The 7830-nt window shown below is 69.9% G+C and carries 4 protein-coding genes; 3 read left to right on the top strand and 1 reads right to left on the bottom strand.

Annotated elements, in window-relative coordinates:
* The first annotated feature begins 87 nt into the window (after positions 1 to 87).
* Positions 88 to 3375 (top strand): amino acid adenylation domain-containing protein, encoded by a 3288-nt coding sequence (locus tag AC08OT_RS17230; protein ID WP_476594959.1) that lies wholly within the window; start codon positions 88 to 90, stop codon positions 3373 to 3375.
* A 26-nt stretch (positions 3376 to 3401) separates the two neighbouring features.
* Here the strand turns inward: AC08OT_RS17230 and AC08OT_RS17225 are convergent, their stop codons facing one another.
* Positions 3402 to 4055, bottom strand: a complete 654-nt coding sequence (locus AC08OT_RS17225; RefSeq protein WP_476603038.1) for an MOSC domain-containing protein — start codon at positions 4053 to 4055, stop codon at positions 3402 to 3404.
* 526 nt (positions 4056 to 4581) lie between these two features.
* Here AC08OT_RS17225 and AC08OT_RS17220 point away from each other — a divergent pair.
* On the top strand, positions 4582 to 6255 hold the full coding sequence (locus AC08OT_RS17220; RefSeq protein ID WP_476603037.1) for an amino acid adenylation domain-containing protein: 1674 nt from the start codon (positions 4582 to 4584) through the stop codon (positions 6253 to 6255).
* 178 nt (positions 6256 to 6433) lie between these two features.
* On the top strand, positions 6434 to 7435 hold the full coding sequence (locus tag AC08OT_RS17215; RefSeq protein ID WP_476592930.1) for an iron-siderophore ABC transporter substrate-binding protein: 1002 nt from the start codon (positions 6434 to 6436) through the stop codon (positions 7433 to 7435).
* Positions 7436 to 7830: the final 395 nt, after the last annotated feature.

Here is a 7830-nt window from a genome sequence, read left to right as displayed (position 1 = left end):
GGCCGGTACGGCGGGCTCGAGGGCCCGGACCCGGCGTCGGGCCGCGGGCCGGTCGCCACGAGTTCCGCCTGAACGGAAGGGAAAACCATGGTCGCGAGACGGTCTTCCATCCCTACTTCGGGTCCATCCGGCGACGTTGGCCGGGGCGGGACCGACCTCGACCAGCGGCGACCGGTCGCGGACGACTTCTCCAGCGGGCGGGTGGATCCGCTCGTCGAGCGCTCGCTCACCGCTCTTGTGGCGGAGGCGATCCGCCGGACGCCGGAGGCGACCGCCGTTGTCGGTCTGGCGGGCGCCGACGCGGGCGCGGGCGTGGCCGTCACCCTCACCTACGCCGACCTCGAACGGCGGGCCGAAGCCGTCGCCGCGTCGTTGCGCGCGGTCGGGGTCGGCCCGGAGGTGACCGTCGGTGTGTGCCTGCTACGCTCGGCCGCCCAGGTGGTGTCCCTGCTCGGTGTGCTGCGAGCCGGCGGCGCGTTCGTCCCCTTGGACGGCTCCTGGCCGGCCCGGCGCATCAGCGCGGTGGCCGACGAAGCCGGGATCGCGGCGGTGGTGGCCGGGGCGGCCGGCGCCCCGCCCGAGCTGTCGGCCAGCGCCGGCTTCGTGCCCCTGCTGCGGCTGGACCCCGCCGGCCGGCTCGTCACCGCCGGTGGCGGCACGCCCGCCAGGGCGGTCTCGGCCGACAACCCGCACCCGTACCCCGCCGTGGACCTGGAGAACCTCGTCTACGTCATCTACACCTCCGGGTCGACCGGGACACCCAAGGGCGTGATGATCCGTCATCAGGCGATTTGCAACCGGCTGCGCTGGCAGGTCGACCTGCTGGGCCTCACCGGTGATGACGTCGTCCTGCACAAAGCGCCGTTGAGCATCGACATCTCGATCAACGAAATCCTCCTGCCGCTGGTCGCCGGGGCGCTCATGGTGATCGCGCCGCCTGGGGCCGAGGCGGATCCGGGCGCGTTGCTCGAGATCATCCGCGCCCATTCGGTGACGTTCTGCTATGTCGCGCCGTCCACGCTCGGGGCGATGCTCGAGTGTCCGGACGCGGTGGAGGCGGGGCGTTCGTTGCGGCACGTCTGGTGCGGGGGCGAGGTCCTGCGCGACGAGGCCTACCGGCGCTTCCGGGAGCGGTGGCGGGCCCGGCTTTACCACGGATACGGGCCCGCCGAGGCGACGATCGGCGTCTCCTGCCGGGTGTTCGACCCGGACCAGGCCACCGCCCGCGTGTCGATCCGGCGGCCGAACCCGAACACTCAGCTCCGGGTCCTGGACGCCGAGTACAACCCGGTGCCGCTCGGCGCGGTCGGCGAGCTTTTCATCAGCGGGCTGCCGCTGGCCCGGGGCTACCTCAACGACCCGCGCCACACCGCGGACCAGTTCGTGCCCGACCCGTTCAGCCCAGTGCCCGGCAGCCGGATGTACGCCACCGGAGACCTGGGCCGGTTCCGCGCCGACGGGGAGATCGAGTTTCTCGGCCGGGCCGACAACCAGGTGAAGATCCGCGGCTTCCGGGTGGAGCTGGAGGAGATCGAGAACGTGCTGTGCGGCCAGCCTGGGATCCGCCAGGCCGCCGTCGTCCTTGTCCCCGGCCAGGCAGGGGACGACGGCGAGCTGCGGGCATACTGCGTGCGCGCGGGGGCGAGCGGCCCACCGAACCTGCGCGCCTGCCTGGCCGAACGGCTGCCCGAGCACATGGTCCCGGACACCTTCGTCGACGTCGCCGAGCTGCCGCTGACCGCGGCCGGCAAGATCGACCGGCGCGCGCTCGCCGCGCCCGGCCCGCCTGGCCCGCCCGCCGCCAACGACCATCCCCACCAGAGGAGGAACTCGATGACTTCGGACCAGACCACGACGCTGGCCGGGCCCACCACCCCGGAGCGCTCCCTCGACCCAGTGCCGGCGGCGAGCGCGCCGGTGGAGCAACCCGGCCGCTCGGAACCCGTCGAGCCGGCCGGGCCCGACGATCTGGCCCGCCGGGTGGAGGCCGCCCAGCACGGACCGGGCGCGCACGCCCTCGTGCGCTCGTTCGTGTCGAACCCCGCCTTCCGCCCGGCCGAGTGGGAGGAGCTGACCACCGAGGACGACCCGTACCGGCGCCCGGTCCGGCCCGCCGACCTGGCCTGGCTCGACTACGGCACCGCGCTGGGACCCGAGGACACCCTCAAGCTCTCGGGCCTGCTCGGGCACCGGATGCTGCGCAACATCTACGACGCGGACCTGCTGTACCTGCCGCCGAACCGCAACGCGGCGGCCGATCGTGACGCCTCGGACTTCTACGGCGCGGGGAACCGGCTGCGTGGCGCGCTCGCCCAGCCGGTCCTCGAACGCCACCTGTTCTCGTTCCTGGCGCACCAACGCCCGTCCCCGCCGGTCGGCCCGTCCGCCGGCGGGTTGCTGAGCGAGCTGCGCGGTTACTGGGAGGAACGCCGGGACCACCCGGGGGACGCGTTCACGGTGCTGCGCGGCACCCGGGACCGGCGCGAGGCGACGACCTTCGCGTTGTTGCAGCTCTCAGCATTCCTGCCCGCGGTACGCACGGCGACCGCCCGCGCGTCGCTCGGCGAGTACGACCTCGCCCAGCCGGTCGCTCGGCGACTGCTTCTCGACGACTACCGGCGCTGGGTGGCGGGCTCGGACGCCTGGACGGCCCTGCTCGCCGTGGCCGGGCTCACCCCGACGGCCGGGGCCTACTGGCAGCTCTACCTGAACACCTCGTTGGCCCGGGGCAACCGTCTCCACCAGCTGTCCCGCGCGCCGCACCGGCATGCCGAGCTGCTCGGCGCGTTCGTGCACCAGCGCATCGACGACGCGGTCGCCGCCGCCGCCTGGGCGGATGCGGTCGAGGACGGCCTCGGCGAGCGGCCGGCATTCTTCGCCTCGTCACCGCCGGCGCTGACCCCCGCCGCGCTGGACGACCTGGTCGACACGCTGCTCACCCCGCTGCTCGCGCTGTCCGGGGATGCGGCTCTGACCGCCTTTCACGCCGGTTTCACGGACGCCGCCCAGCTCGCCCGCCGCTGGGACCGTGACCTCGCCGAGCAGCTGGCCTGGGCCGACTCGATCGAGGAGTACAAGGCGAAGGCCGAGGCCATCGACGCCTACCTCACCACCGAGGGGATAGCGGTCGACCTCGACACGTTCGTCGAGTCGTGTGACGAGACATCGACGACGCACGTCCACGACGAGCACCGGCTGGTCATGATCGAGTCGGGTGACATGCACTTCTGGAACAACGTCACTCACAAGATCGCGTTGAGTGACGGCGACAAGATTCTCATTCCCAAGTCGCGGCTGCACGGATCGACGGTGCTCTCGGGATCGTGCACCTACCACCAGCCGATCATTCCGGACGACATGTACCTGAAGTTCTGACCGCGCCCGGCCCGGCGACCGAGACGTTACCCGCCGCTGGCGGGAGCTGATCGGGCCAGCCGTCGCTGAACCTTGTTCCGTAGGTCTTCCGGAAGGAGATCCGTGATGCCGCCGAGGGCGGGCAGCCCGTCGGGCTCGGTCGTGAGCGCTCGGAAGACCTGCCCGACGGTTAGCCCGTGCCCGGGCCGGTGCAGGACTGTGATCGAATCCCCGGCGGCGGCCTCTCCTTCGGCCAGAACCCGCAGGTACGCGCCGGGCGTACCGCGCCGCGAAAAGCGCTTAATGAGATCCGGGACGTCCCAGAATCCGGCGAAAACACGGCAGGGGGTGCGGGGCGAGGTCACCTGGACCACCGCGGACCCGACGGCCCAGACCTCGCCGATCCGAGCGCCGGTGACATCCATTACCAACGACGTCAGGTTCTCCCCGAAACTACCCGGAGGGATATCACGATCAAAGGAGCGCGACCACCAGGAGAAATCTTCGTGAGCGAACACGTACACGGCCCGATCAACACCGCCATGAAACGTCAGGTCGCAGATGGTGTCTCCGCGCAGGCCGTACCGGCCGACGTGCACCGGCCCCTCGGCGGGACGCTTGTCAATCCCGCTCCGACCCTGCCTTCCGGTCCACGCATCAGTTCGGACGACGGCGGTGTTGACGGCAAGAACACTTCCCATCAGGGGTCACTTTCCTGTGGCCGGGCAGGTATTCCGGGGACTCTTTTAGCGGCCCGGGCGCCTGAATCGCTATTTTCTGGGTCGCTATCGCCTGGATCGCTATCGCCGGTGCGCGTCACGCCCACGAGTGTATCGCACCCGTCGGGATTTCCGTACCGAGCGGGAAACCGCCGGTTCGGCGCCGGAAACCAGCACGGCGGTGATCCGGACCGTTGGACCGGTTGGCCGGCCTACCGGCGTCCGGCGCCGCGCCGGCTGGCTCCGGTCCCGGAGGCTTGTCCGCCGCCGGCGAGCCCGGCGGTGGCGGTCTCCGGACCCGGTCCGGCGGCCACGATCTTGATTAAGTAAGCTTTACCTTGAGTAGGTAAGGCTTACTTGCTAAACTGTCAAAAGTTGATCACATCAAGGTGGGCGGCCTGACGCTGTACCGACCGAACTCCGCGCCGGCCGCTTCCCCGTCGGGTTTCCGGGGCGTGGTGGCTGACGCCTGGCATTGACGGTTCCCGCTTCACTGTCGACGGATGGAATGGTTGTGAGCTTGCGCTTTGAGGAACCCGGGCCACCGCCGGCCGGCCCGCCGACGACGCTCGAGTGCTGCAATGACGCCAGCCTGCCCGCGCGGGCCTCGACCGTCGCCCATCTGTTCACCGCCCAGGCGCGGCGCTCACCGGGCGCGACCGCCGTCGTGGCACCCGGAGTGCGGTTGACCTACCGGGAGCTCGGCGCCCGGGTCTTCCAGCTCGCCCGGGCGCTACGGGCACAGGGCCTCGGGCCGGAAGACATCGTCGGCATCCGGCTGGTCCGATCAGCCGAGATGATCGTCGCGGTCCTCGCGGTCATGGTCGCGGGCGGGGCGTTTGTCCCGGTCGAGCCGGCCTGGCCCGACCAGCGGCGCCGGCGGGTGCTGGCCGACGCGCGAGCCCGGCTGATCGTGACCGGTCCGGCTGCGCCGGTGGAGTCCGGCGGGCTGGTGGACGGTGTGCCCGCCGTGCCGGTCGACCTGGGCGCCTGGTCCTGGGGCAGCGAGTCGGCCGAGCCGCTCGACCTGCCGGTCCCCCCGGCGGGGCTGGCCTACGTGATCTTTACCTCCGGGTCGACCGGAACTCCCAAGGGGGCGATGATCCGGCATGACGCGATAGCCGAACGGTTGCGGTGGCAGGTGACGGATCTGTTCGCCTTCGGCGCGCACGATGCGTCCCTGTTCAAGGCGCCGTTGTCGTTCGACATTTCGATCAACGAGATTCTGCTACCGCTCGTCTGTGGCGGCCGGGTGGTCGTGGCGGAGCCGGACGGTGAGCTTGACCCGGGATACCTGCTTGAGCTTATCGAGGGGGAGCGGGTCACCTTCGTCTATCTGGTGTCGTCGATGCTGGACGTTCTGTTGGAGGCGGCGGAAGGGACGTCGGCGCTCAGCTCGCTGCGGCAGGTCTGGTGCGGAGGCGAGGTCCTGACACCCGCGCTTTTCGCCCGTTTCCGCGCCCAGGTCGACACTGCGCTCTACCACGGATACGGCCCGGCCGAAACGACGATCGGCGTCTCTCATGTGATCTACCGGGATAGCGCCGAACGGCTCGCCGCATCCATCGGCCGACCGAATCCGCATACCCAGCTCCACGTCCTCGACGACTTGCTGGCCCCGGTGCCCTCCGGCGCGGTCGGCGAGCTGTACGTGGCCGGTTTCCTGCTCGGCCGCGGTTATGTGAACAACGGGGCGCTGACCGCGTCGCGCTTTGTCGCCAACCCGTTCGCCGGTGATGGCGCGCGGATGTACCGCACCGGGGATCTCGCCCGGTGGAACAGCGCCGGCTGGCTGGAATTCGTGGGCCGGGCCGACAACCAGGTGAAGATCCGCGGGATGCGGCTGGAGTTGGAGGAGGTCGAGGCTGCGCTGGCCGGGCACCCCCGGGTGCGGCGGGCGGCGGTCGTCCTGTCCCGGGACGCCGCCGCGCCCCGGCTGCTCGCCTTCGTCGTCCCCGATGCCGATCGGGCCGGAGTCGATGCCGGCCCGGCCGGCGGGACGCTCGCCGACGAGGTGCTGGCCTGGTGTGCCGACCTGCTTCCCCAGTACATGGTGCCGAGCGTCGTGACCGTGGTCGACACGCTCCCCGTCACCGCCGGCGGGAAGGTGGACCGCCGGGCGCTCACCGACCCATGCCCGGATTTGTCGGCGGATGGGGTAGACGAGGACGCCGCCATCTAATTAAGTAAGGCTTACCTAAATTGCGTCTGCCTAGTCAGCGGCGCGTGACCACAAGGAGAGACGGCATCTCATGCCGGCGGACCCAGCCTCATCGCCGGATGGGAAGCGACCCGCGACCCGCGACCCGCGACCCGCGAGCCGTCCCGGCGCGCGGCCTGACCACGGAAACGAGAAAGCAGTGCGAAACAGACTGAAACTCCTCCTGGCGGCGATCCTGGCCGCTACCGCGTTGGCCGTCACGGCCGGCTGCGGCAGTAGCGGCGACGGCAGTGGTGAGACGGCCGCGTCGGCGAGCGCGGCGACGGGCAGTTTCCCGGTCACGCTGAAGAACAAGTTCGATACCACGGTCATCAAGTCCCAGCCGAAGCGGATCATCGCGCTCAGCTATGAGGAGGACATCCTGGCGACGCTCGGCATCACGCCGATCGCGTACGCGAAGAACGAATACAAGCCCGACGGCGTCTTCCCTTGGCTCCAGGGAAAGATCGACCTGTCGAAGAGCGTCGCTCTGGGCACCAGCGGGGACCTGAACCTCGAGCAGATTGCCGCGCTGCATCCCGACCTGATCCTGATCCTGGCCACCAACTTCTACGGCCTGGCCGACTACTACGACCGGCTCTCGAAGATCGCGCCGACCGTCGGCTACACGGATGACGCCGGCATCGCGACCTGGCAGGAGAACAGCACCATCATCGGCAAGGCCGTCGGCCGCGACGCCGACACCCGGAAGGCGATCGCCGCCATCGAGAAAATCATCCAGGACACCAGGTCGAGCCTTCCCGGCCTGGCCGGCAAGACGTTCAGCTACTCCTTCTACTACGAGCCGGGCGGGCTCGCGGTCATCGACGACCCGAAGACGGTGTCCGTCCAGCTCTACACCGAACTCGGAATGAAGCTCGCGCCGGGTGTGACGGCCAATGTAGTGGACCGGTCGCTGAGCATGGAGAAGCTCGACGCATTGGACGCGGACTTCGTGCTGATCGGTTTCGCCACCCCAGCCCTGAAAACCGAGATGAACGGCAACAAGCTGTTCACCGACATCCCGGCGGTCAAGGCGGGACGGGTCCTGCAGGTCGACGCCTTCACGGCCGGCGCGGTTAACAACCCGACGATCCTCAATATCCCGTGGCAGCTCGAGCAGCTCAAGCCGACCCTGGCCAAGGTCGCGGACAGTAGCTGACCGTCGGTGAGTCGGGGCTCGCGCGGCGCGGCCATCGCCGCGCGAGCCCCCGCACTGACCTACATCCGGACCGAACCCGGACTGAATCCGGATAGGACGGCCCCGGATCGAACCCGACACCAGACCCGGACCAGGCCCGGACTCAACCCGGACGGCTCTGTTGCGTCCGGCTGGCACGACCCTGCGCTGGCGGCCAGGCATGATCAGATGGTGACTCGCGTCCGTCCTCGTCGAGCACCGGGGCTGCGGCCTGGGCGCCGGCGGCTGCCGGTTCGCCCGCGATCGTCTCCGCTGCCGGATCTGTCGTCATGCTGGTCATCTGGTGCCTCTTCTACCTGCGCGTATGCACAGAGCATCACAGTGGAGTTACACCGTTGTTCTGGCTCTGTCGCACA

Source organism: Frankia sp. CgJB1, assembly GCF_977947065.1.
This window is presented reverse-complemented; position numbering and strand designations above follow the sequence as displayed.